General features: G+C 69.1%; 12 protein-coding genes and 6 pseudogenes. 11 read left to right on the forward strand and 7 right to left on the reverse strand.

Translation table 11 applies throughout. The annotated features are described in order from the left end of the window. Positions 1–193: 193 nt before the first annotated feature. The 3 genes from ACIHCQ_RS27675 to ACIHCQ_RS27685 form a co-directional block, all read right to left on the reverse strand. Entirely contained in the window at positions 194–484 is a 291-nt protein-coding gene (locus ACIHCQ_RS27675) for a hypothetical protein (RefSeq protein WP_399667772.1), read from the reverse strand. A 147-nt stretch (positions 485–631) separates the two neighbouring features. Continuing rightward, on the reverse strand, positions 632–3694 hold the full coding sequence (locus ACIHCQ_RS27680; RefSeq protein WP_399667775.1) for a cellulose binding domain-containing protein: 3063 nt from the start codon (positions 3692–3694) through the stop codon (positions 632–634). A gap of 235 nt (positions 3695–3929) precedes the next feature. Then, positions 3930–6104, reverse strand: a complete 2175-nt coding sequence (locus tag ACIHCQ_RS27685) for a cellulase family glycosylhydrolase (protein WP_399667777.1) — start codon at positions 6102–6104, stop codon at positions 3930–3932. Positions 6105–6425: 321 nt separating this feature from the next. On the opposite strand from ACIHCQ_RS27685, the gene ACIHCQ_RS27690 reads away from it, so the two are divergent. The 6 genes and pseudogenes from ACIHCQ_RS27690 to ACIHCQ_RS27715 all read left to right on the forward strand — a co-directional run bounded on the left by ACIHCQ_RS27690 (position 6426) and on the right by ACIHCQ_RS27715 (position 11560). Continuing rightward, positions 6426–6698 carry a hypothetical protein gene (locus ACIHCQ_RS27690; protein WP_399667780.1) on the forward strand — a complete coding sequence of 91 codons (273 nt, stop codon included), beginning with the start codon at positions 6426–6428 and terminating at the stop codon, positions 6696–6698. 245 nt (positions 6699–6943) lie between these two features. Further along, positions 6944–7714, forward strand: coding sequence for a hypothetical protein (locus ACIHCQ_RS27695; protein WP_399667783.1), 771 nt, complete (start codon positions 6944–6946; stop codon positions 7712–7714). Between the two features lie 52 nt (positions 7715–7766). Further along, positions 7767–8048 (forward strand): annotated as a pseudogene (locus ACIHCQ_RS27700) (extracellular solute-binding protein); the annotation flags it as partial. A 23-nt stretch (positions 8049–8071) separates the two neighbouring features. After that, a pseudogene (locus ACIHCQ_RS27705) lies at positions 8072–8535 on the forward strand (substrate-binding domain-containing protein); the annotation flags it as partial. A gap of 77 nt (positions 8536–8612) precedes the next feature. Then, positions 8613–9980 (forward strand): annotated as a pseudogene (locus ACIHCQ_RS27710) (glycoside hydrolase family 3 protein); the annotation flags it as partial. Between the two features lie 221 nt (positions 9981–10201). Beyond that, positions 10202–11560: a glycoside hydrolase family 3 C-terminal domain-containing protein gene (locus ACIHCQ_RS27715; protein WP_399667786.1), complete on the forward strand. Its 1359-nt coding sequence runs from the start codon at positions 10202–10204 to the stop codon at positions 11558–11560. A gap of 798 nt (positions 11561–12358) precedes the next feature. Here the strand turns inward: ACIHCQ_RS27715 and ACIHCQ_RS27720 are convergent. Together ACIHCQ_RS27720 and ACIHCQ_RS27725 are read right to left on the reverse strand one after the other, a co-directional pair. After that, positions 12359–12754 (reverse strand): hypothetical protein, encoded by a 396-nt coding sequence (locus tag ACIHCQ_RS27720; protein ID WP_399667789.1) that lies wholly within the window; start codon positions 12752–12754, stop codon positions 12359–12361. Positions 12755–12946: 192 nt separating this feature from the next. After that, positions 12947–13069, reverse strand: a complete 123-nt coding sequence (locus ACIHCQ_RS27725) for a hypothetical protein (protein WP_399667792.1) — start codon at positions 13067–13069, stop codon at positions 12947–12949. A gap of 902 nt (positions 13070–13971) precedes the next feature. Between ACIHCQ_RS27725 and ACIHCQ_RS27730 the strand changes: the two genes are divergently transcribed. The 3 genes and pseudogenes from ACIHCQ_RS27730 to ACIHCQ_RS27740 all read left to right on the forward strand — a co-directional run. Continuing rightward, positions 13972–15354 carry an L-serine ammonia-lyase gene (locus tag ACIHCQ_RS27730; protein ID WP_399667794.1) on the forward strand — a complete coding sequence of 461 codons (1383 nt, stop codon included), beginning with the start codon at positions 13972–13974 and terminating at the stop codon, positions 15352–15354. Positions 15355–15484: 130 nt separating this feature from the next. Then, positions 15485–15733 (forward strand): annotated as a pseudogene (locus tag ACIHCQ_RS27735) (GTP 3',8-cyclase MoaA); the annotation flags it as partial. A 105-nt stretch (positions 15734–15838) separates the two neighbouring features. After that, positions 15839–16030: pseudogene (locus ACIHCQ_RS27740) on the forward strand (D-inositol-3-phosphate glycosyltransferase); the annotation flags it as partial. A gap of 237 nt (positions 16031–16267) precedes the next feature. On the opposite strand, the pseudogene ACIHCQ_RS27745 reads toward ACIHCQ_RS27740, so the two are convergent. Next, a pseudogene (locus tag ACIHCQ_RS27745) lies at positions 16268–18559 on the reverse strand (FdhF/YdeP family oxidoreductase); the annotation flags it as partial. A 108-nt stretch (positions 18560–18667) separates the two neighbouring features. Next, on the reverse strand, positions 18668–19801 hold the full coding sequence (locus ACIHCQ_RS27750) for an aromatic ring-hydroxylating dioxygenase subunit alpha (protein WP_399667796.1): 1134 nt from the start codon (positions 19799–19801) through the stop codon (positions 18668–18670). A 585-nt stretch (positions 19802–20386) separates the two neighbouring features. On the opposite strand from ACIHCQ_RS27750, the gene purU reads away from it, so the two are divergent. Together purU and ACIHCQ_RS27760 are read left to right on the forward strand one after the other, a co-directional pair. Next, on the forward strand, positions 20387–21259 hold the full coding sequence (gene purU, locus ACIHCQ_RS27755) for a formyltetrahydrofolate deformylase (RefSeq protein ID WP_399667799.1): 873 nt from the start codon (positions 20387–20389) through the stop codon (positions 21257–21259). A gap of 96 nt (positions 21260–21355) precedes the next feature. After that, positions 21356–22147 (forward strand): IclR family transcriptional regulator, encoded by a 792-nt coding sequence (locus ACIHCQ_RS27760; protein WP_399667802.1) that lies wholly within the window; start codon positions 21356–21358, stop codon positions 22145–22147. Positions 22148–22480 lie beyond the last annotated feature (333 nt).

Consider the following 22480-nt stretch of genomic DNA (forward strand, 5'->3'; position numbering starts at 1 on the left):
CACCCTGGAACACAGGGCGGCTCCCTCAACTCCGCGAGTAATGACGGTTCGCCGCCCGGAGGGGCGCGATCCGCGGAGGAGGCTCTCGACGAGGTCGGCACCGACAGCGCCCTGCTCGATGTCGCCCGCTCACAGATGCTCACCTACCTGGCTCTGAGCGCCCTGGAAGGCTCCGCCTTCTCCCGGCTCCGCCTCATACCGGTGGCCCGGGACCGCGGCGAGCGCCGCCCGACGGCGGGGCTGAGACGGTGTCCGCGACGTCGGCGGTGTCGTTCTTCGCCCAGCGCCGGCCGGAGGCGAGTACCACGCGGACGCCGTTGGAGCCCTTGGCCTTGATCTGGGCGAGGGCGGAGGTCTGGGTCTGATACCAGGTGTGGGCGTGGTTGACGCCGCGCAGAATCAGATCGCTGCCGTCGTTTTGGCCGAGCCGGCCGTTGCTGACGTGGATGCCGGTGGGGGCGGCCTGCGCAGTAGGGGCGGCCACCAGGCCGGCCGCCAGCAGGGCGCCTGCCGCGCCCAGCAGCGCGGCGGCCTGGATGCGCAGGCGGCGGCCTCGCGGGCGTGCGGGATCGCGCTCTCAGGTGCGACTCCTGTCAGAGGTGGGGTCTGTTACGTGGAGAGGTGCGGGCCCTCAGGGAGCCGTTCCCCAGGTCAAGGTGCCGCCGGTGTACGCCCCGACCTTCAGCGCGTCGGCGTAGGCCGTGTTGGTGCCGCGGCTGTAGTCGTCGGTCTCGTCGAAGTTCGTCCAGTCGGAGCGGTTGAGGCGCACCTGGATCTCGCCCGTGTCCGCACCGGCTGCGAGGCCGCCCGCTGCGGCCGTGAAGCCGATCTCCAGATACCTGTTCGCGCCGGCGGGCGCACCGGAGGCGGAGACCACCCGGTGGGTGATGGTCCCTGCGCCCAACCGCGCCCAGTCGCACCAGGTCTGGTACGTGGCGGAGCCCGGGGCGTCCGCGAACCAGTAGCGGATCGTGGTGCCGGACAGGTCCATCGGCCCACCGCCGGTGTTGAAGAGCTTCAGGCCCATCGCGATGGAGTTGTCCGCGGCGCTGGCGCTGTTGTTCTTGTACTGGACCTTGGCCGTGCCGGTGCCGCTCCCCCCGCCCGTGGTCGTGGCGGTGACGGCCGCCGACGCCGCAGAGACGTTCCCGGCGGCGTCCATCGCCCGGACCGCGTACCCGTATTTGGTCGCGGCGGACAGGCCGGTGTCCGTGTACGACGTGGTCGCGCTCGTGCCCACGGGGACCCCGCCGCGCAGCACCTCGTACGCCGTCACCCCCGTGCCGTCCGTCGAGGCCGTCCACGACAGAGACACCGTGCTGCCGGTCACCGCCGCAACCGTGAGCCCCGCGGGGACCGTCGGTGGCGTCGTGTCGCCGCCCGGGCCGCTGCCGCCGGAGACGTCGGCGTAGAGGATGCCGCGGCCGTTGGTGCCGAGATAGACGCGGCCGTGGATGCGGGGGTCGCCGGTGATGGCGTCGCCCATGTTGCCGAACTGGTGCTGGTCGTCGTTGATGCGCCGCCAGGTGCTGCCCACGTTGTCGGAGGCGTGCACCCCGTTCACGCCGCCGACGCTGCCGGCCAGGTAGAGCGCGGGGTAGGTGCTGCCTGGGGCGGCCTTGCCGTAGCCGAGGCCCACGCCGGAGTCGACGCCCGCGGCCTTGGTGAAGCGGGCCCCCGAGTCGGCGGAGCGCCACAGGCCGCCGGAGCCCGTGAGCCAGATCTCGCCCTCCTTGCCGGGCACCGGCTTGAAAAGCGCCTCGTCGGACGGCAGTCCGGTGGCGGCAGTGGCGGTGAAGCCGACGCCGCCGTCGGTGGAGAGATAGAACGTCCCCGCCGCGTAGCCGTAGAACTTCCGGGGGTTGCCCCGGTCGGCACGGACCTGTGCGCCTTGGGGGATGCCCGAGGCGGCGGTCCAGGAGCTTCCGTGGGTTGTGGTGCGCTGCACCGCCGCGCCCGCCGGTGCCCATACCGCGGCCGAGCCGTCCGCGGCCACGGCGATGGTGCCGCCTCCGGTGACGCCGCCCGGTTCGCTGCTCGCCTGGAACCAGTTGGAGCCGCCGTCGGTGGAGAAGGCCGCGCGGTTGACACCGGGGTTGGCGGTCTTGTCGATGTTGCCGCACCGGGCCATCACGGAGGGGTTGAGCTCGGCGAAGTCGATGCTGGTGGTGCTGGTGTAGTTCGGCTGGGTGTACATCAGCGCCGGGACCTTGGTGAGGTCCGTGTGCTTGAAGCCGCCGATGTCGCCCAGTGCGGAGAACAGCGGTGCCCCGGTGGGCGGGCTGACCAGGTCGAGGACGGCGGTCTCCTCCAGCCCCTTCACCATGGGCCGGATCGTGATCTTCGTGCCCCGGTCCCAGTCGGTGAGGTTGGCGGAGCCGTAGATCGTCGCGCCCGTGCCGTACAAAAAGCGGTCCGGGTCGTGCGGGTCGATCTCCAGCGCCTCGGTCATCCAGCCCAGCTTGGGACTGACCTCGGGCGGGCTGGGGTTGGCGCCGAAGGACAGCCAGGGCACCTCGGAGACATCGTGGGTGTAGCGGAAGGAACGGCTGGGGTATCCGGCATAGTCCCAGGCCCGGGTCCAGGTGGCGCCCGCGTCGGTGGAGCGGAAGATGACGAGGTCAGGCCACCAGGAGATCTGGGTGGCCACCATGAGCGTGTCGGGGTTGGTGCGGTCGATACTCAGGCCCGAGTAGCCGAAGTAGGCTTCGCTGCTGTCGGACGCGACGGGGCTGATCCGGGTCCAGCTCGCGGCGGCGATGTCGTACCGCCACACGTCGCCCTTCCCTCCGTCGTACGGACCGCCGGTGTCGGAAGTGGCGATGTACAGCTGTCGGCCCGTGTGGTCGAGCACGCCCTTGTGGGCGAGGTAGCCGACGGGCTGACCGGCCAGCCGGGTCCAGGTGGCGCCGGCGTCGGCGGAGCGGTAGACGGTGTTGTCCTTGTCGGCGACGCCCACGTAGATGTACCGGCTGGCGGTACCTGGGCTGCCGGTCGTCGGGTCGAAGACGACCCAGACAACGCCCTGGATGTCGCTGGAGTAGCCGTTCGGATCGCTCGGGTCTGCCACGTAGGTGCCGGGGTTGGGGAAGCTTGTCACCTTCGCCCAGGTGACGCCTGCGTCGACGGAGCGCCACAGGCCGTTGCCGCTCGGCGCACCGAAGTACAGCACGCTGCCCTTGTTGGGGTCGACGGCCAGCCGTTCCCCCATGCCGCGGCCGGGCATGTTGCCGCCGAGCTTGAACGGCAGCCGGGCGGCCTGCCAGGTGGCGCCGAGGTCGGCGGAGCGCAGGATGGCGCCGTTATTCGGATCCCATGAGTTGGTGTACATGCCGACCGCGGCGTACACCTTGGCCGGGCTGGACTCGTCAATGGCCACGGAGACCACGCCGTTCCAGCCCCACTCGGACCAGCCCACCCAGTCCAGCAGCGGGATCCAGGAAGACGTCGCGGGGTCCCAGCGATAGGCGCCGCCGATGTCGGTGCGGGCGTAGATCAGATCCTTACGGGTCTGACTGAAGATGATGCCGGGGACGAAACCGCCCCCGTCGATTCGGACGTTGCGCCATGCGGCGGGTGCGGCCGCGGCAACCGCCACGGGGGCGGCGTACGCGGCGGGCGCGAACGGCAGCCGAGCGAGCAGGGGTACACCGGCGGTAACGGCAGCGAGGCCGATGAAGCGTCTTCTGTCCATGGGGAGGAGTCAGCCCTTCGGATGGGGGTGCAGTCGGCCGCGCTGAGCGGCGGTGCTGCCCGGTGGGGGTTGGCGGTGGGGGTTGGCGGTGGTGGACACCCCCGGTGCGCTGTGCGGCCGGGCGCCGCAGGGGACGGGCGGGAACAGGCAGGGGAGCCGGTCCCTTGCCGCGACGGGCGTGCGCCTTGGTGCTGCTGTGCGCCCGGCCGGACAGCACAGGCCGCCGGGCGTGGGTTCAGGGCCGGGTGCCCCAGGCGAGGATGCCGTTCACGTAGGCGCCGATCTTGGGGGCGTCGGCGAAGGCCGCGTTCGTCCCGTGGCTGTAGTCGTCGGCCTCGTTGAAGCTGGACCAGTCGGACTTCGCCAACCTCAAGTGGATGTCGCCGGTGCCGGTTCCGGGGGCGAGGGTGCCGCCGGTGAACGTGACCTCCAGATACGCGTCGGCGCCCGTGACCGGTGCCGGGAGGACGACGACGCGCAGGTCCAGCTGGGCGCAGCCCACCGCCGCGTAATCGCAGTAGGCGTTGACGGTGGGTGAGCCGCCGTCACGGGTGAAGTAGTAGCGGACGGAGAGGGTGGAGAGGGCCAGAGCGCCCGTACCGGAGTTGACGAGCCGCATGCTGGGGCGAATCTGGTTGTCGCCGGCGGCGGAGTCGTCGTTCTTGTAGCGGACGGTGACCGCCCCGGTCGGATCGCCGGTGCCGGGTTCGGTGGTCACGGTAACGGCGTCAGATGCGGCGGAGGTGTTCCCGGCGGCGTCCCGGGCGCGGAGCGTGTAGGTGTACGCCGTACCACCGGTGAGGTTCGTGTCGGTGTGCGTGCTCCCGGGCGCCGTAGCGACCTTGGCACCGTCGCGGTAGACGTCGTAGCCGGTGACAGCGGTGTCGTCGGTGGAGGCTGTCCAGGCGAGGGTCACGGAGGAGGCCGTCCTGCCGCTGGCCGCGAGGCCCGTGGGGGTGCTCGGCGGGGTGGTGTCGTCGGGGTGCTGGCCGCCGTACACGTCGGAAAGGCTGACGCCGGTGGTGGAGCCGCTGCCGCCGAGGGGCACCTCATGGTCGAGGCTGACGAACTTGCCGTTGTGCTGCCACAGGGCGGGCTTGAGCAGCGCGTACTTGGCCTCGTCCCAGGTGGCCCAGTCGTGGCCCAGAAGGCCTCCGGTGTCACCGGAGTTGGGGTTGAGGCACCAGAAGGTCTGGTGGATGCGGTGCTCCACGATGAGATCGCGCAGCGCCTTCATCCACTTCTCGTTGGGGCCTCCGTCCATGAAGCCGCCCCATTCGCCGATCAGGAGCGGGGCCTTGTTCTCCTTGTGGAGGTACAGCCAGTTGGGGTCCCAGACGTCGCGTTCGAGGGTGGTGCGGTTCCAGTCGCCGGAAAACCAGGGCTGGTTGAAGACCAGCGGGCCGTAGTCGTGGGGCGAGTAGACCAGCTGGTCGTTGTGGCCGGCGCCGAGGTCGACGGGGTGGTCCCGGACGCCGCGGAGGTTGCCGCCCCACCAGGTGGAGTAGTAGTCGGTGGGGGTGGTGGAGGTCCAGCTCACGCCGGGCTTGGGGTAGACCTCGATCCCCTCGCAGAGGATCAGGAGGTTCGGGTTGATCGCGAGGATGCGGCGGCCGGCGGTCTGGCAGGCGTGCTTGAAGTTGTCCTGGTCGGTGGAGCCGTCCCATTTGGCGCGCGGGGAACTGCTCGCCGTGCCGTGCGGCTCGTTCTTGATGTCCATCGCGACGAGGGTGTCGTCGGTGCGGTAGCGGGCGGCGGCCCATTCCCAGGCTACGTGGAACTGCTCGGGGGTGATCGCCCCCTTCCACCACACGGGTTCAACGTGGCCGGAGTTGTCGGCCTCGGCGCTGTGTACGTCGAGCATGACCTTGATGCCGAACCGCTTGCACAGGGCGAGGAAGTGGTCGAAGACCTCAAGCGTCGTCTTGCCGGCCAGCTCGGGATTGGCGTAGGCGTTGACGGCGCTGGGGACGGCGGCCTGCCCGGCCCGCCATTCGAGCAGGAGCTGGGTGGAGATCGGGACGCGGACGATGTTGATGCCGCGCTGGGCCATCGAGCGGGTGAGGGCGGTGATGTTGGCGGACCACAGCCCGTGGAAGACGCGCTCGGAGGCGTTGAAGCCGAACCAGTTGGCGCCGGTGAGCCAGACCTCGTTGCCGGCGGCGTCGACGATCTTGTTCCCGCTGGTGTGCAACCAGTCGTCGTCGCCGGGCTGGGCCTCCGCTTGCGCGAGTGTCACGGCAGGCATTTGTGCGAGGGGTGCGGCCGCGGCAACGGTATGCGTCCCGGTGATGCAGAGCAGCCCGGCGACGATCGCTCCGGCGATGCGGACCCGCAGTCTCCGGGCCGTACGTGGGACGCGCGGGCGTCCGGCAGGGGTGTGCCCCATGTGCGTGCTGCCTTCCGTCAAGGGTCAGACGATGAGTTGCAGCGCCGAAATGGGAGCGCTCCCATCAGCCTTGCCATCAACCCACTCCGCGATGCCCATGTCAACAGCCCGGGCAGCCAGACCTCGGCCCGAGCGGACGAGTGGCAACCGGCAACCGGCAAGAGCTACAAGCTGTCCAGCGTCAGAGCGCAGTTGAGCCGGTCGCATCGGTCATCGGCAGCATGAGGCCGGTCGAGCCGTGGTGGATGAGGAGTGGCGGGGTCGAGCCATGGCGGGACTTCGCCAGAGCCAGGGTCGAGCGCCCGGCGGGGCGAGGCGGCCACGAGCGGCGAGGGAGCGGATATGCGCGTCGGACTGTTGCGGAAGGTCGGGGTGGCCACCGCGGCGTACGGGGTCGCGGTGGCGGCCTGGCCCGGACTGCCGGCCCGGCTGTCGGGACTGACCGACGAGGGCGGGCGGACCGCTGCCGCGACCGGGATCTCGCTGCGGCCGCCGGGCTGGCGGGACGCCGCCGGCGGGGCCGCGCCGGCGCCGGCTCCGAAGGGCCGGCGCTCAGGACCGCCGTCGCCATCAGGCTCGCGGCCGACTTCGGGGACGCGGCACTGCTCGGACTGACCCTGCGGGACCCCGCCCGGCGCCGGGCGGCGGTCGCGGCATCCGTCGGCTGGGGAGCACTGCCCCTGACCGGGCTGCTGCCGCCCGGCGAACGGTGACCGCGGCCCGGCTCCCGCGTTGGACCGCTCCCGATCGCGGCGCGAAGTCTTGACGGGCGCCCGGCGCCCTCGTACTGTCGCGCCTGCCCAGAATTGAAACGACTCAATGAAACGAATCAACGCCCCCTCGGCGGAAGAAGGTTGTCGATGAAGACACGAAGATGGGCCGTCGCGCTGCTGACGGGGGTGCTGGCCGTCGGCCTGGGAGTGGACGCGCAGGCAGGCCAGTCCAGTCAGGTGGGGCCGGCCGGGCAGGGGTCAAGGGGCGCGCAGCTGGAGCGGCTGGACCGGGGACTGGTCGCCGTCTCCAGCGCCGAGGGAGTGTTCCTGAGCTGGCGGCTGCTCGGCTCGGAGGCCACCGGGCACACCGACACCGGCCTGGCCGGCGCCGACTTCCGGGTCTACCGTGACGGCAGGCCGATAGCGACCGTTACCGACAGCACCAACTACCTGGACCGGGACGGCGCTTCCGACGCCGAGTACCGCGTCGCCGCCATCGTCCACGGCCGGGAGGCCCGGCGCAGCGACCCGGTCTCGCCGTGGGCCGACGGGTACTACGACCTGCCGCTGCGCAAGCCCGCCGGCGGCGTCACGCCCGCGGGCGAGGCGTACACCTACTCCGCCAACGACATGAGCGTCGGCGATGTGGACGGCGACGGCCAGTACGAGTACGTCGTCAAGTGGGACCCGTCCAACGCCAAGGATGTCTCCCAGGTCGGGTACACCGGCCATACCTATATCGACACCTACCGCCTCGACGGCACGCTGCTGAACCGTATCGACCTGGGCCCCAACATCCGGGCGGGCGCCCATTACACCCAGTTCCTGGTCTACGACTTCGACGGCGACGAAGCGCTTCGAGGTCTCGCATCGAAACGATTCGATGAACCCTGCGTGACGCCCCCACGACGAGCGTGACGAGCACGACTCACCGGGACAGTGAGCCATCCGACTCTCCTGGAGGCACTGGATGTTGACGGCACGAAGGCGTGTGGTGGCGACCGCTTCGGCGGTTCAGAGCGGGGCTCTGCTCCTGGCCTCCTGCGGCGACTCGGACAGTGGTGGATCAGACGGCAAGACGCTGAAACTGTGGCACTACGAGGGCCCGGACAGCGCGATGGGCGTGGCCTGGAACGCGGCCATCAAGGAGTTCGAGAAGACCCATCCGGGGGTCAAGGTGGAGTTCGAGGAGAAGGGCTTCGAACAGATCCAGAAGACCGCCCCGATGGTCCTCAACTCGGGCGACGCACCCGCCGGCACCAACGGCGTGATGGGTTCCGGCAGGACTGGCTCGGCGACCCGGACTTCACGCTCTACAGCGTGATGGGCGTGATGGTGTGGGTGCAGATCGGCTTCCCGCTGGTCATCTTCATGGCGGGGCTGCAACGCGTCGACCCGCACCTGTACGAGGCCGCCGAGCTGGACGGCGCCGGCTGGCGGCGACCGGCGTTGACGGGTGTCGCGGTGCACAACGCGCCGATTCTGGAGCCAGTGATCGACGCGTTCGAGGGGCTCGGCCTACGGGTCCCGGGGGATCTGTCGGTCACGGCGATCTGCCCGGACGAACTGGCCGAGCGCGTCCGCGTCCCCGTCACCTCGATCGCCATACCGGCCGCCGAGGTGGGCGCCGGGGCGGTGGACCTGCTGATGAAGAAGCTCGGCGGCGGCTGTGCACCGGAGGCGACTCTGTGCTGTCACTGCGGCTGACGGTGCGGGCCAGCACCCTGCCCCGCCCCTGAACCACCCCCCATCTCACCCCTCACGGAAGCAATCTTGTCCAAGCCCCAAATGCCGGCCCTAGTTGAAGGAGCGTGCCATGAATGGCAAGAGAAGACGGAGAACCACCGTGGGACGGGGCGTCCCCACCCTGGCCCTGGCCCTGGTCCTGGTCGCCGGACTCGGCGTCACGGCCACGGGAACGGCCGCGGCGGACAACCCCGCGTACGCCTTCCGCAACCCGAAGCTGTCCGTCGACCGCCGCGTCGACGACCTCCTCTCCCGCCTCACCCTCGACGAGAAGATCTCCCTGCTCCACCAGTACCAGCCCGCGATCCCCCGCCTCGGCATCCAGTCGTTCAAGACCGGCACAGAGGCCCTGCACGGCGTCGCCTGGCTCGGCGAGACCACCGTATTCCCGCAGGCCGTGGGCCTCGCGTCGACCTGGGACCCGGCGTTGATGAAGCAGGTCGGCTCGGCGGTCGGCGACGAGGCACGCGGCTTCCAGCAGGAGCGCCCGCCCAGCTGGGGCCTCAACCTGTGGGCCCCGGTGGTCAACCCGCTCCGCGACCCGCGCTGGGGCCGCAACGAGGAGGGCTACTCCGAGGACCCGTACCTGACGAGCTCGATGGCGACCGCGTACGGCACCGGCCTCACCGGCGGCGACCCCGACCACCTCAAGACGGCGCCCACGCTCAAGCACTTCCTCGGCAACAACAACGAGGTCAACCGCACCACCACCTCGTCCGACCTGCGCCCACGCGTGCTGAAGGAGTACGAGGAGCCGGCCTTCAGGCCGTCGATCGAGGCGGACGCGGCGACCGGCGTGATGTCGTCGTACAACCTCGTCAACGGCCGCCCGGCGACAGTCAATCCGGCGCTGGACGACGACGTACGCACCTGGACCTCCCACGACCTCCTGAACGTCACCGACGCCTACGCGCCCAACAACCTGACCGGCACCGGCAGTCAGAAGTACTACGGCACCCTGACCGAGGGCAACGCGGCCACGCTGAAGGCGGGCATCGACAGCTTCACAACGGACGACACGAACTCCCAACCCACGACGAGGGCCGTCACGTCGGCCGTGTCGTCCGGCCTGTTGAAGGAGTCGGACGTCGACACGGCGGCCGGGCACATCCTGAGCATCCGCGTCCGGCTCGGTGAATTCGACCCGGGCGGCGGGAGGTACGGTTCCATCGACAAGTCCGTCATCAACAGCCCGGCGCATCAGAAGCTGGCCCGGAAGGCGGCGGCCGATGCGGCGGTGCTGCTGAAGAACTCGGGTGGCGCCCTGCCTCTGAAGGCCTCCGTGTCCCAGGACGTGGCGGTCGTGGGCCCGCTTGCCGACACCCTCTACACCGACTGGTACTCGGGCACCCTGCCGTACGCCGTGACGCCTGCCGAGGGCATCTCCGCCAAGCTCGGCACTCCCGTGACCAGCAGCGAGGGCGTGGACCGGATCGCGCTCAAGAACGCGGAGACCGGAGAGTACGTGACGGCGGGCACGGACGCCGACGGCGAGGCCTTGCAGGAGAGTGCCGCCTCGTCCGGTACGGCAGCCACCCAGTTCGACGTGTTCGACTGGGGCGCGGGCATCGTGACGCTGCGGTCGGCCGCGAATGGCAAGTACGTCGGCGCCAAGGGATCGAACTTCGTCAACGACCAGGCGCAGCCCGGAGGTTGGTCGTGCAGCAGCAGTTCGCGCTGGAGGAGCAGGCCGACGGCACCCACCTGCTGCGGTACGCGGGCTACGAGACCCGGGAGCCCTGGTGGTCCAGCCCGGTCTACCTCGGCCCGACCGGCCCCGACGGCACGCTCGGTCTCGTCACCAAGGCCGAGGCCGCGCACTACACCAAGGATGTCGTCCGCAGCGGCACAGAGGAGGCCGCGGCGGCGGTGAAGGACAAGGACGCGGCGGTCGTGGTGGTCGGGTCCATGCCGGCGATCAACGGCCGCGAGAACGACGACCGTGAGGACATGAGCCTGGCCCCGTCCCAGGAAGCCCTGGTCAAGGCGGTGCGCGCGGCCAACCCGAAGACGGTCGTGGTGGTCGAGAACAGCTACCCGACCACCCTCGGCGCCCTCCAGAAGGAGGTCCCGGCCCTGCTCTGGACCACCCACGCGGGCCAGGAGACCGGCAACGCCCTCGCCGACGTCCTCTTCGGCGACGTGAACCCGGCCGGACGGCTCACCCAGACCTGGTACGAGTCGGAGGCCGACCTCCCCTCCATCCTGGAGTACGACAACATCAAGCACGACCGCACGTACCAGTACTTCAAGGGCGACCCGCTCTACGAGTTCGGCTACGGGCTCTCGTACTCCTCCTTCCGTTACGGAGAGTTGAAGCGCTTCGACGACGGATACGAGGTCGCCGTCACGAATACCGGCAAGCGTGCCGGGGACGAGGTCGTGCAGCTCTACACCCACCAGCGCGTCTCACGCGACAAACAGCCGTTGAAACAGCTGGAGGCCTTCCAGCGGGTCTCGCTCAAGCCGGGCCAGACGAAAACCGTCAAGCTGAAGCTCACGACGAAGGACCTCGCACACTGGGACGTCACCCGTTCCAAGTGGGTGGTCGAGAGCGGCACGTACGACGTTCTCGTGGGCGCGTCCTCCAAGGACATCCGCTCCCGTACGTCCCTGAAGGCACGCGGCGAGACGATCCCGGCCCGGGATCTCTCACGGGTGACCCGCGCCGAGAACTTCGACGACTACGAGGGTGTCCGGTTGGTGGACGAGTCGAAGGTCCGGGGAACCTCGGTGGGGGCTTCGGCCGACGGGGCCTGGCTCGAGTTCGCCGATGCCCAACTGGGCTCCGGCGCCACGACGTTCAGTGCACGGGTGGCCGGAGCGGCCGGCAAGGTCGAGCTACGGCTCGGCTCGCCGACCGGCACACTCATCGGTACGGCGACGGCGTCCGGAACGGGGTCGGTCTACACGTACGAGACGGTGAACGCCTCTCTGTCCGCCGCCGCGAAGGGACGCCAGGACGTGTACCTCGTGCTGAGCGAGGGCCAGAGATTGTCGACGTTCTCGCTGCGCTGACCCGGACGGCGAACCGCCGCCCCGCCACGCGACACGCGAACCCGCGGCCCGGGGCGTCGAAAGGCCGCCCTGGGCGATACCTCACCTCAGCACTCGCTCAGCGCCGCCCCTCGACACCTCTCAGCACTCTGCCGGCTTGCGCCATGAGCACTCCAGCAGCCAGGCGTCCACTCCGGTGGGCACACACGATCCCGGGCGAGGGTGCGGGCTGATCGTCCTTCTGGTCGGTACGTCGCCCTGTGCGTTGCGCAGATTCGGTTGCCGCGGTCGTGGTTGCGATGCCGAGGTTGATGGTTCCGGGTACGCAGGCTGGCGGGGTCTACGGTTCTCGACGTGGATTTCGAGGTCGAGCCGGCCGCGTGATGGTCCTGCATCGTCGAACCAGATTCTGCAGCTCCTCTCACCGTATGCGCAGGTGCAGGTTCGCATGTCTTCCTTGAGCGCGAGTCCGCACTCGGGGTGCGTCAGGTCCTCGATGAGTCGATCATGGTGTGTCGGATACTGCTTGGCATACGTGAGGCGGATTCCACAGGTGGATTCGTGCTTGGTGAACCCGTCCATGTCCAGCCAGTCCGCTGCCGAGCGGAAGATGAGGAGGAGGAGGAGGGCAGTGCACTGCCCAGTGCCGCGGATGCCCGCCACGCTTCCTCGTGCCACGCGTGTGCGCGGGTAAAGGCCTGCTCGTTGGGCGTTAGCCCACAGTGGTCTGGAGGGGCTCGACATCCACGTCTCCATTCCATGCGCATCCAGATCGGCAACTTCCTTCGCGGCAAGTATCCGCACATTGAGTAACCGCCTTCATTGGCAGGCGCGCACACGTTCCACTCGCTCCACGGCGGTCTTGATCTCGGGCTCCGCCCGGCGGATGAAGCGGCCCACGAAGCTTCCCGCCCCATATCGATTGAGGATCTCGGCGATCCGGTCACGGCATGACGTAGGTGTGCCGGACGGCGTCGTCATGTCGCAATACACGAGCGCATCGACCAGGCCGCGCCGGCCCGGCAACGGGAACTCGGCGTGAAGCACATCGCGGAGGCCACGCTCCTCGGCCTCCAGTAAGACGAAGGAGTGGTTGCCCACGAGACGCACCACCAGGTCGTCGGTGTGCTCGCGGCCATCACTGAGCAAAACGCCGCCGACTACCGCCGGATGCTCGACCCCGAGCGCGGACTGCCGGACGTGCTGGAACACCACAGCTCAGCCGACCTCGGGCACGGCTGGTCCAGGCTTGCTGCGGATAACTGGGTCGCTGTTCGCCCGTACCCCGTCGCGGATGCGGAAGTTGCACCGCCTGGCCGGGTCGGTCATCGTGCTGGACCAGGTGCAGGCTCTCCCTGATCATCTTCTGGTTCCGATCCTGTCGGCACTGCGCAGCCTTGTTGACCACTACAGGGCCATGGCGTTGTGGTGCGGGTCGACGACGTAGTCGAGGTTCCAGCGCCAGCCCTGTGTCTCGGCGGAGGACGCGAAGTCCGTACCGTGGCCTGGTTCGGCGGCACTCCTCGCCACCGGACACGACGAGACGGCCAATGGCCGTGCTTCACCTCGCGGGCATCAGCTGAACTGGCGGATACCGCCGCGGCCCCCGACAACCCCAGCCAGGCGGCCACCGCGCACAAACTCGACCAGCTCCGCCGAGCTCAGCAGGCCGGACGAGTCCGGGGCTCGGGCCTCCAGGAGGCCCGAGATCCCCCGTCGGCGCCCACGGGCCATGGGCGATGCGCTGCCGGATCAATGGGACGAGGCGGGGGTCCAGCGGCGGCGCCGATACGAGGAGCTACCTGGCAGCCGGGCCCTCGGCCGCCGCCCTCCCTCGCCGGCGCACTGCGGCGCGGCTCCCCTCTTGACAACCCCCGACCCAAACGAAAAGCTGTTGCGCATAGAGATACCAGTTGTGCCATTAGAAACAACCGGTGATTGGACCCGCTGTTCCCGTCACGGCTCCACGAGTTACCGACCCGGCCGACGACTCCCCATCCCTGTCGGACGCCCGCGACCTGGAGGTTCCCCATGCTCACGGTGCGCCGGACCGAGGAGTGCCGTCCAGCGACTCCATCCACGATCGACGGCATCCCCGCCGACGTCGGCGAGCCGGCATGCGCGCAGAAGGCTGTGGCGGGATCAGCCGGAGAACCGTGCGCCCTTCGCAGCGCGGAGGCGTTTAAGCCGTCGTACGACGCGGAGGGACTCAAGGCCCGCGTGACCGCGCCGGCCGAGAAGCACCGGCTGTATCCCGGCCTGAAGACGGGTGGGGCACCGGCGCACGGCCGCCCACTCATCCTGGCCCGGCCCGCACCCGTACGACCACGCCACCCATACCTCGACATCCGCTGGCCACTCATCTCGTACGCCGCCCGGCCACGTACCCGTGGCCGCCCGCCACACCCACGCGCAGACAAGGGAGCCCGCCCGTGGCCATCTCCGTTTTCGATCTCTTCTCCATCGGCATAGGCCCGTCCAGTTCGCACACCGTCGGCCCGATGCGGGCCGCCCGCATGTTCGTCGGCCGGCTGAAGGAGGATGGGCTCCTCGCCCGGACGGCATCGGTACGGGCCGAGCTCTTCGGCTCCCTCGGTGCCACCGGCCACGGCCACGGCACCCCCAAAGCCGTCCTGCTCGGCCTGGAGGGCAACGAGCCGCACACGGTCGACATCGCCCAGGCCGAGCTGGACGTCGAGCGGATCACGTCGACCGGAAGGCTGTGGCTGCTGGGCCGCGACCTCGGCGATGACCACGAGATCGGCTTCGACACGGACAGCCAGTTGGTACTGCACCGCCGTCGTTCCCTGCCGTACCACGCCAACGGCATGACGCTCTTCGCCTACGACACCGAGGGGTTGCCGCTGCTGGAGAAGACGTACTACTCGGTCGGCGGCGGGTTCGTCGTCGACGAGGACGCGGCCGGCGAGGACCGCATCAAGCTGGACGACACGGTGCTGAAGTACCCCTTCGGCAGCGGTGACGAGCTGCTGCGCCTGAGCCGGGAGACGGGTCTGTCGATCTCGGCCCTGATGCTGGAGAACGAGAAAGCCTGGCGCACCGAGGCCGAGATCCGCGCCGGCCTGCTGGAGATCTGGCGCGTGATGGAGGCATGCGTAGCCCGCGGCCTGTCCCGAGAGGGCATTCTGCCGGGCGGGCTCAAGGTCCGCCGCCGGGCCACCGCGGCGGCCAAAGCGCTACGGGTCGAGGGCGATCCGGCGGGCCGGGCGATGGAGTGGGTGACCCTCTACGCGATGGCGGTGAACGAGGAGAACGCGGCCGGCGGCCGGGTGGTCACCGCCCCGACCAACGGGGCCGCCGGGATCATACCGGCCGTCCTGTACTACTACCTCAACTTCGTCCCCGGAGCCGACTACGACGGCGTCGTCCGGTTCCTGCTGGCGGCCGGCGCCATCGGCTTGCTGTTCAAGGAGAACGCCTCCATCTCCGGTGCCGAGGTCGGCTGCCAGGGCGAGGTCGGCTCGGCCTGCTCGATGGCCGCGGGCGCACTGGCGGATGTGCTCGGCGGCTCGCCGGAACAGGTGGAGAACGCCGCCGAGATCGGCATGGAGCACAACCTGGGCCTTACCTGCGACCCGGTCGGCGGTCTGGTGCAGATCCCGTGCATCGAACGCAACGGTATGGCGGCGGTCAAGGCCGTCACCGCGGCCCGGATGGCCCTGCGTGGCGACGGCCGCCACCACGTCTCCCTGGACAAGGTCATCAAGACCATGAAGGAGACGGGTGCCGATATGAAGGTCAAGTACAAGGAGACGGCTCGCGGCGGGCTCGCGGTCAACGTCATCGAGTGCTGAAGACGCGGGAGTGGGAGGCGTCGTCATGGACGAGCAGGATCGCGTCGCTGACCGGGGCTGCCTCAACGAGCAGCCCCCGCCGCAACTCGGCACCGTCGGCGTCCAGCGTGGCATGAGCAAGCCGCAGGAGGTCACCCGCCCCTTCTGCCGGGCCTGCGACCGCACCCGGCTCACGGCCGACGGCCAGGTGCGCACTTGCTGTTCGCGCGGGAGGAGTCCGGCCTTCGCGGGAGGAGCGTGCGTTCCGGGGTGCCGGACGAGGAGATCTCGCGGCTGTGGAAGCTCGCGACGGGGCAGAGAGCCGGATCGGTCCGGACGACCCGTTTCCTTCCTGCCGCCCGAGCGGCCGATGTCAGCGCCGGCGGCTGACCGCTTCTGACAGTTCGGCCACCGGCACGCACACGCTCGCGGCGCATACCGAAGACTGGAGTGAGGTTCGATGGGACGGGTCACTGAGCGACGGCGCGTACTGCGTATCCGGGACGGTGCGGTGCCGGGACACAACCCGGCGGACTACGCGCGGGCGCTGCGCGGCTTCGCCGACGATCCGGCACTTTCCGCCAGGATGGGCGCGGCCGCCGCCCGCCACGCCCAGTCCTTCGGCTGGGACATGACGGCCGCGGCCACGGCAGACGTGTACGCGGCCGCGATGCACGAGAACGGTCGTGCGACCTGAGTCGCCTGCTGCTCCGGTCTTCGGTGGCTCAATGCGCTGATCACCCCGCCATTCGGATCTGCTGCCGAACAGGCCAAGCCTTCCGGCTCTCTCGCTCCAAGAACTGGCGACCCGTCAGCAGGGCGGCTCCGACCGGGGTGGGGTCGGAGCCGAACCCCGAACGACGGCCGCCGAGGGCATCCGCTCTCCGGGGCGGTACCGGGCGGTCGGCTGGCGCGCGGTGGATCGGCCGGCGGCGGAAGCCGGTTCCAGCCGGACCACGATGGACTTGGACGTGGGGGTGTTGCTGACCTCCGCCGTACTGTCCAGTGGAACGAGGACGTTGGTCTCGGGGAAGTAGGCGGCGCAGCAGCCGCGGGGGGTGGGGTACGCGACTGTGCGGAAAGCCGGCGCCCGACGGTCGACCCCGTCGGAGAACTCGCTGACGATGTCGACCAGGTCGCCTTCGGCCAGGCCGTGTGCGGCAAGGTCGTCCGGATGCACGAAAAGCACCCTGCGGCCCTGGCGGACGCCGCGGTAGCGGTCGTCCAGACCGTAGATGGTGGTGTTGTACTGGTCGTGCGAGCGGACGGTCTGGAGGATGAGCCGCCCCTGCGGGACGCGCATCACCTCCAGCGGGTTGACGGTGAAGTTGGCCAGCCCGGTCCTGGTGGGAAAGCGTCTCTCGTCTCGCGGGGGGTGGGGCAGCGCGAAGCCGCCGGGCTCGCGCACCCGCACATTGAAGTCCTCGAAGCCGGGAATCACCCGTTCGATCCTGTCCCGGATTCGGTCGTAGTCCGCCTCGAACTCCGCCCAGGGCACCTGCGAACCGTCGTCCCCGAGGACCGCCCGCGCCATCCGGCAGATGATCGCGACCTCGCTCAGCAAGGCGTCGGACGCGGGCGCCAGCCGCCCCCGCGAGAGGTGCACCATGCCCATGGAGTCCTCCACCGTCACCGGTTGAGGCCCCGTGGGGCGAAGGTCGGCTTCGGTGCGGCCCAGGCAGGGCAGGATGAGTGCCTGCCGGCCGGACACCGCGTGGGACCGGTTGAGCTTGGTGGAGATCTGCACGGTGAGTTCGCAATTGCGCAGTGCTCGCTCGGTGACCTCGGTGTCGGGAGCGGCGGAGACGAAGTTGCCGCCGAGCGCTACGAAGACCCGCACCTGTCCGTCCCGCATGGCCCGGATGGTTTCCACGGCGTCGTGTCCGTGGTGGCTCGGCGGCACGAAACCGAATTCCGCGCCGAGTGCGTCGAGGAAGGCGGCGTCCGGCTTCTCATAGATGCCCATGGTTCGGTCACCCTGGACATTGGAGTGGCCGCGGACAGGGCAGAGGCCGGCGCCGGGGCGCCCGATATTGCCGCGCATCAGGAGGAAGTTGACGACCTCGCGGATGGTCGGCACCGAATGGCGATGCTGGGTGAGGCCCATCGCCCAGCAGACGACGATCTTCTTGGCGGCCAGTACCTCCTGGAACGCCTCCCTGATCTCCTTCGCCGAAAGGCCGGTGGCTTCCAGGATGTCGTCCCAGGATGCCTTGCGGGCCTGATCGGCGAACTCCTCGAAGCCGTGGGTGTGCGCGGTGATGAAGTCGCTGTCGAGGACCGTGCCGGGAGCGTCGTCCTCCGCCTCCAGGAGCATGCGGTTGAAGGCCTGGAAGAGGGCCTGGTCGCCGCCGAGCCTGATCTGCAGGAACATGTCGGACAGCTGAGTGCCGCCACCGAGCACACCGGAGGGCCGCTGAGGGTTCTTGAACCGCAGAAGTCCCGCCTCGGGCAGCGGGTTGACCGCGATGACTCGGGCTCCGCGGTCTTTCGCCGTCTCCAGCGCCGAGAGCATCCGGGGATGGTTGGTTCCCGGGTTCTGCCCCACGACCAGGATCAGGTCGGCCTCGTACAGGTCCTCCAGGTGCACACTGCCCTTGCCGATGCCGATGGTCTCCACCAGGGCGGAGCCGCTGGACTCGTGACACATGTTGGAGCAGTCCGGCAGGTTGTTGGTACCGAAGAGCCGGACGAAGAGCTGGTAGGCGAAGGCGGCCTCGTTGCTCGCCCGGCCGGAGGTGTAGAAGGCGGCCTGGTCCGGGGAGTCCAGCGCACCGAGTTCCCGGGCGACGACGGCGAACGCCTCGTCCCAGGAGATCTGCTGGTACCGGTCGCTGCCTGCGGGGCGGTACATGGGATGGGTGAGACGTCCCTGCTGACCGAGCCAGTAGTCGCTGCGTCCGGCGAGCGCCGCCGCCGTGTGCTCGGCGAAGAACTCCGGAGTGACCCGGCGCAGGGTCGCCTCCTCCGCCACCGCCTTGGCCCCGTTCTCACAGAACTCGGCGCGGTGTCGGTGCTCAGGCTCCGGCCAGGCACATCCCGGGCAGTCGAAGCCCTCCTTCTGATTGACGCTCAGCAGTGTCAGCAGACTGCGGCGGACGCCCATCTGCGCATGGGCGTGGCGCAGCGAGGAGGTGACCGCGGGAATGCCCGCGGCGTAGTCCTTCGGCGGGCCCACCCGCAGACGGGAATCGCCGTGGTCCTCGGCAGGTGCCTTGCGGCTCATCGGTAGCGCTCCGCGGTGTGTGGGAATGAGTGGGTGCCTGTCCAGGCGCACGCTGCACGGATCCTGTGCTCCAGGAAGCGGCATCCAGCTGGTCGATGCCCGTCGTGACTACTGGGGCTGGTGGGTACCGAGACGTGCCTGGACCCAGTCGTGGAATTCGCCGATGTGGTGCTCGCTGGGCACCAGGACGCCGCCCTTGGCGTACAGCCGGGAGCTCATCGCCGGCTGGCAGCGCTCGCAGGCGTCGAAGTCCTGCCGGTTGACCCGGTCGAACAGTTCCACCGACCGGCTGACGTCCCTGCCGCTCTCCACCACGCCCTTCAGATACAGCCAGTCGCACTCCACGATCGTCCGGTCGGCCGCCACGGGGTACATCCGGTGGAAGATCACATGGTCGGGGACCAGGTTGATGAACACCTGCGGCCGCACCGTGATCGCGTAGTACCGGCGGTCCTGATCCTCGGAGACCGTGGGAATGCGGTCCAGGCCCTCCGAGCCGTCAACGGTGAACCCCTTGACGTCCGCTCCGAACTCCGCGCCGTGTCCCACGTAGAACTGCGCCGCGTAGCCGTCGGCGAACTCCGGCAGCACCTCGGTCAGCTCCGGGTGGATCGTCGCGCAGTGGTAGCACTCCATGAAGTTCTCGATGATCAGCTTCCAGTTCGCCTTCACGTCGTAGACGATCCGCTTGCCGACTTCGAGGCTGTCGATGTCGTACCGGTCGATGGACCTCACGTCGCCCAGGCGCGCCACCACGTCCGCGATCACCGACTCCTCGAACGAGGGCGGGTTCTCGGCCAGGCACACCCACACATAGCCCAGCCACTCGCGCACCGACACGCTCGCCAGGCCGTACTCGGTCCGGCCCACGTCCGGCATCTTCGTCAGGTTCGGGGCCGCGACGAGTTTGCCCTCAAGATCGTAGGTCCACGCATGGTAGGGGCATTGGAACGCCCGCTTCACCTCACCGGACTCCTGCGTGCACAGCTTCGCGCCCCGGTGCCGGCACACATTGAAGAAGGCGCGGATGGATTTGTTCCGTGACCGGGTCACCAGGACGCTCTCCCGCCCCACATCCACGGTCTTGAACGCACCCGGCTTCTCCAGCTCTGAGGAGCGCGCCACACAGAACCACATCGACTCGAAGATGTGCTCCTGCTCCAGACGGAAGATCTCCTGGTCCGTGTAGTGGTCACCGGGGAGAGTCGCGATCAGGCTCTCCGGCAGTCCGGTCGTAGTCATAGTTCACCTCGAAGGGAAGTGCCTTGGGCAGGTGGTCATGTCATGCACGGCGGAAACGGCGGGGTTCATGCGGGCTCGCGGGGCCGACTGCTCGGCTTGCTCCGTAGCCGCGTCGGGCAGAAGGATGCCGGTTCGCGGGAGACGTGCGCGGGCGCGGCAGCCCCCAAGTGGTTGGTGCGGCGGTCCACGGCGAGTAAGCAGTTGGCCCTTGATCGACCGGCTTCACCTCGGTCCGGCCTTGGGCGGACAGCTCATCCGCCGGCGCCGCCCCCACGGCGCCCACACCGATGATGACCAGGCACGGTCCCATCATCGCTACCCACCCCCCGTCAAGTTGCTTCATATGCAACGAGCATCCCCTTGCGCAACACAGTGCAGGCCGCCCAGACTGCTGTCAAGAGGTCACCCCGGACCACCGGAAGCACCACCCTCGACAGAGCAGAGGAGTGGCATCCGACGGGTCCAACGCCGCAATTCCCTGGGAGGCAACGTCAGGGCGGACTCTTGACCGCAGGCCGTCACAGTCGGACCATGTTGCGTATCAATCGCATTGTTGCGTAGTACGCACTCCCTTGGGAGGACTCAGTGTCCCTTCGACCGCACCCCGATCGCGAGTTCGTCCTCACCCTCTCGTGCCCCGACCGCTCCGGCCTGGTCCACGCCGTCACCGGCTTCCTCGTACGGCACTCCGGGAACATCCAGGAGAGCCAGCAGTTCGACGACCGGCTGCAGGACCGCTTCTTCATGCGCGTGCACTTCGACGTCTCGGATCCGAGCACTTCACTGGAAGACCTGCGTTCCGGCTTTGCCCCCGTGGCGGAGGCGTACCGGATCTCCTGGCAGCTGTACAACGCGTCGACTCCGACGCGCACGCTGATCATGGTGTCGAAGTTCGGCCACTGCCTGAACGACCTGCTCTTCCGGCGGAGCACCGGCGCGCTCAACATCGAGGTGCCGGCGATCGTCTCCAACCACCGGAACTTCGAATCGCTCGCGGAGCGCTATGGGATCCCGTTCCACCACATTCCGGTGACGCCGGAGACGAAGGCCGACGCGGAGGCACGGCTGCTGGAACTCGTCGACGAGCTCGACATCGACCTCGTGGTCCTCGCCCGCTACATGCAGATCCTGTCCAACGATCTGTGCAAGCAGCTCGAAGGCCGGGCGATCAACATCCACCACTCGTTCCTGCCGAGTTTCAAGGGTGCACGGCCGTACGTCCAGGCGCACGAGCGCGGCGTCAAGCTCGTCGGAGCCACGGCGCACTACGTCACCCCGGACCTCGACGAGGGTCCCATCATCGAGCAGGACGTCATCCGCGTGGACCACTCACAGAGCCCCGACAGCCTGGTCACCCTGGGCCGCGACGTCGAGGCGCAGGTCCTCGCCCGGGCCGTGGAATGGCACAGCGAGAGCCGGGTCATGATCAACGGCAAGCGCTCGGTCGTCTTCCGCTGACCGGTCCGCTCAGCTCCGGTGGCGCCTCCACAGGGCGCCCACCAAAAAATCCTTCAGGCCGAGACTTTCGTTGACCACTCCACATAGGGTTTCGCTATGAGCAACTACATCACTGGGCTCGCCGGCGCACCCGGCGGCGGAGTGCAGTCCGTTGACCGGGCTGTCGCTGTGCTGGAGATCCTGGCCGAGCGCGGCGAGGCAGGCGTGAGTGAAGTGGCCGCGGCGATTGACGTCCATAAGTCCACTGCTTTTCGCCTGCTCGGTGCGCTGGAGGCGCATGGGATGGTTGAGCAGGAGGGCGAGCGCGGAAAGTACCGTCTCGGCTTCGGAATCGTGCGCTTGGCCGGTGCGGTTACGGGGCGCATAGATATCACCAAGTACGGGCGGGGGATCTGCGAGCGTCTCGCCCAGGAGCTGGGCGAGACGCTGAACATCGCGGTGCTCGAGTCCCACCACGTGATCAATCTTGACCAGGTGCGCGGCCCGTCCGCCATCGCCGCGCAGAACTGGGTCGGACGGCTGACACCACTGCACTGCACAGCGAGCGGAAAGATCCTCTTGGCCCACCTCGACCCGGAGCGTCGGCATGAACTCATCGCCGAGGCCGGGCTCGCTCGTATGACACCACACACGCTGACCTCCAAGAAGAAGCTGGAGGCAGATCTGGCCGAAGCACGGGAGCGGGGCTATGCCATGACGGTAGGGGAATACGAAGAGGGCCTCAACGCCATGGCCGCTCCCGTCCGCTCGATCGACGGCGAAACCGTCTCCGCCCTCACCATCTCGGGGCCGGCCTTCCGCTTCACCGAGGAGCGTATGCACGAGGTCGCACCGGCACTGGTCGAAGGAGCGGACGAGCTCAGTCACCGGCTGGGCTATCTGGGCTGACCGCGTCGCCCCGACACTCCATGTCGTTACGGCTCCGTGCGCGTCGACTGCGGCTGCCGCCTGCTCTGCCAGAACCGCACCACCGTCGTCCCGGGCGGCGGCCCGGTCAGGGACGAGGACCGGGCCGATGGTCAGGACGTCGCCGAGCGCGAGGCGCTCGCGGTCCGGTTCGGCGCGGTAGCCCGCGATGACACCGCCCGCCTCCAGGACGTCACGGTCGAGGGGGGGGGGGGCGGGGGCGGGGGGGGGGTGGGGACCCCCACAACCCAACGACCCCAAGGACCCAGGCCCCACCCACCCCCCCCCCCCCCCCCCGGGGGGGGGACCCCCCCC

The sequence above is a fragment of the Streptomyces sp. NPDC052236 genome (genome assembly GCF_044548015.1).
Lineage (GTDB): Bacteria > Actinomycetota > Actinomycetes > Streptomycetales > Streptomycetaceae > Streptomyces.